The organism is Vibrio sp. SSH13-20 (assembly GCF_040104475.1).
Classification (GTDB): Bacteria; Pseudomonadota; Gammaproteobacteria; order Enterobacterales; family Vibrionaceae; genus Vibrio; species Vibrio harveyi.
Map to the genome: position 1 here is coordinate 1 of NZ_JBECOU010000035.1, position 1,785 is coordinate 1,785.

At 42.4% G+C, this 1,785-nt stretch carries 1 protein-coding gene; it reads right to left on the reverse strand.

The features are described 5' to 3' along the window. Positions 1-247: 247 nt before the first annotated feature. Positions 248-664 carry a GNAT family N-acetyltransferase gene (locus ABMY42_RS26295; RefSeq protein WP_172580890.1) on the reverse strand — a complete coding sequence of 139 codons (417 nt, stop codon included), beginning with the start codon at positions 662-664 and terminating at the stop codon, positions 248-250. Positions 665-1,785 lie beyond the last annotated feature (1,121 nt).

Genomic DNA, 1,785 nt, shown 5'->3' on the forward strand with positions numbered 1-1,785 from the left:
TTTAAATTTACGTATAGTCTTAAAAGTCACAAACCAAGCTGTAACGCTGACAATTACACCAATCAATAACCTTGCTTGGTTTAGTATTACATCAAATTCCATTATTTCCTCTAAACAGCTAACGCCCTGTTAAGGTGTGAGCAACGCAATACCGAAGCCGCCGCATGCCACCTTAAACACTAAGCGCAACGCATAGCAAAAATGCCACGCGTTGCGAATCACTCTTAAACAGTTTGTTATGTGCGTACTAAACCTTGTCACTGTTAGATGAATTGAAAGAAAACATACGAACTTCGTCGCGAGGAAACCAACCTAATTTTTCGTAGAAAGACTGCGCATTAATGTTTTCATTTGCGACGAATAGATGCGTCTTGGCTATACCTATTTTTGATAGAGCTTCCACTGCTGAAGATATGAGCTTTGCACCAACGCCTTTACCTCGAAAAGTTGAATCAACAGCCAGATGCTGCACATAACCTCGACGACCATCAGTCCCAACTAAAATAGCACCAACAATATTGTCACCATCCAATGCGACGAAACTAAGATTTGGATTGCGTTTTAGGTACTTACCTATGTTTTCCTTTGAATCTGCATCTCGCAGCAACATCGCTTCTGTTGTTGACCACAAGCCGATTACTTGCGAGTAATCTGAGATATGCATTTCTCTTATCACTACCGATTTTCCTCTAAGCACATAACGCCTTGCTAAGGTGTGAGTAACGCAATACAAAAGCTACCGCACAGCGCCTTAATCACCATAAGCCACCGCAAAGTAAAAATGCCACGCGTTACGAATCACTCTTAAGCAATTTGTTAGTACATGCGCTACTTCTATTTATGCGCTCCAAGATATTGAAAACTGGCATGATATGAAAGGCTTTGAACACTGAAGTGAGACGGGCAGCTACAAAACTTTACCCCGATTGGAAGACGAAAGTTGGCTAGAAGAAAAACACACTGAACAGCCCTACTTTCACTAGCTTCAAATTAGAAAAGGATTCTTTCCTCGTACTTCAACAGCCACACCAAAAGTAATCAGGGTTCTCTCAAAAGCCTCCACGAAAATGAAGAAGCGCCAAAGAAATAGGTTAAGAGTTAGAAGCCGTAAACGCTGAAATCAAAGCGAACACTCCGCATATAGTGCCACCGGAAAGAAAGTGAAAGGCACTAACTGAAAGGTGTAAATACGAGCGCCAAGACAGATAAACACCAAAACTTATGACCTTTGATGTCAAACCCGTACTAACGCGCAGTTAAGGTGTGAGAGACGCAGATCCACCCTAACCTAAAATAAACTCTGATAAATCCGTGCCTATTTGGGCACTAAAAACCCAATGCGTTTCGAATCGCCTTGAACGTCTTGTTATTCCGCAACTAAAGTCGGCTATGTTTACGCCTAATCTTTTGATATGACGAGAAATTTTCGGTATGCAGGCAAAAATCGAAGCCGAAGTATTTGGCAGCTCACTACCTTAAATCGCTTTAGCGTCACTCTTTAATTGCTGCGCCATATTAAGGTGCGCTTAAAGCGCTTTAAGGCTAGCATGGAAATGACCAATATTCGCCCTTTTCGCCGCTTTTCCAACCTATTACCCCGTCACTTTCACTCTTAGGCTACAACCTCGTACATTCAGCCTGAGAGATCCGTTGCGGAAATAACGCCCTGTTAAGGTGTGAGCAACGCATTACCGAAGCTAACGCATGCTACCTTAAACACAAAACACAACGCATAGCAAAAATGCCAAGCGTTGCGAATCACTCTTAAACAGTTTGTTAGCTGTG

Coding starts and splice junctions, on each gene's coding strand:
- ABMY42_RS26295 (WP_172580890.1), bottom strand. CDS start 664: ATGCATATCTCAGATTACTCGCAAGTAATCGGCTTGTGGTCAACAACA.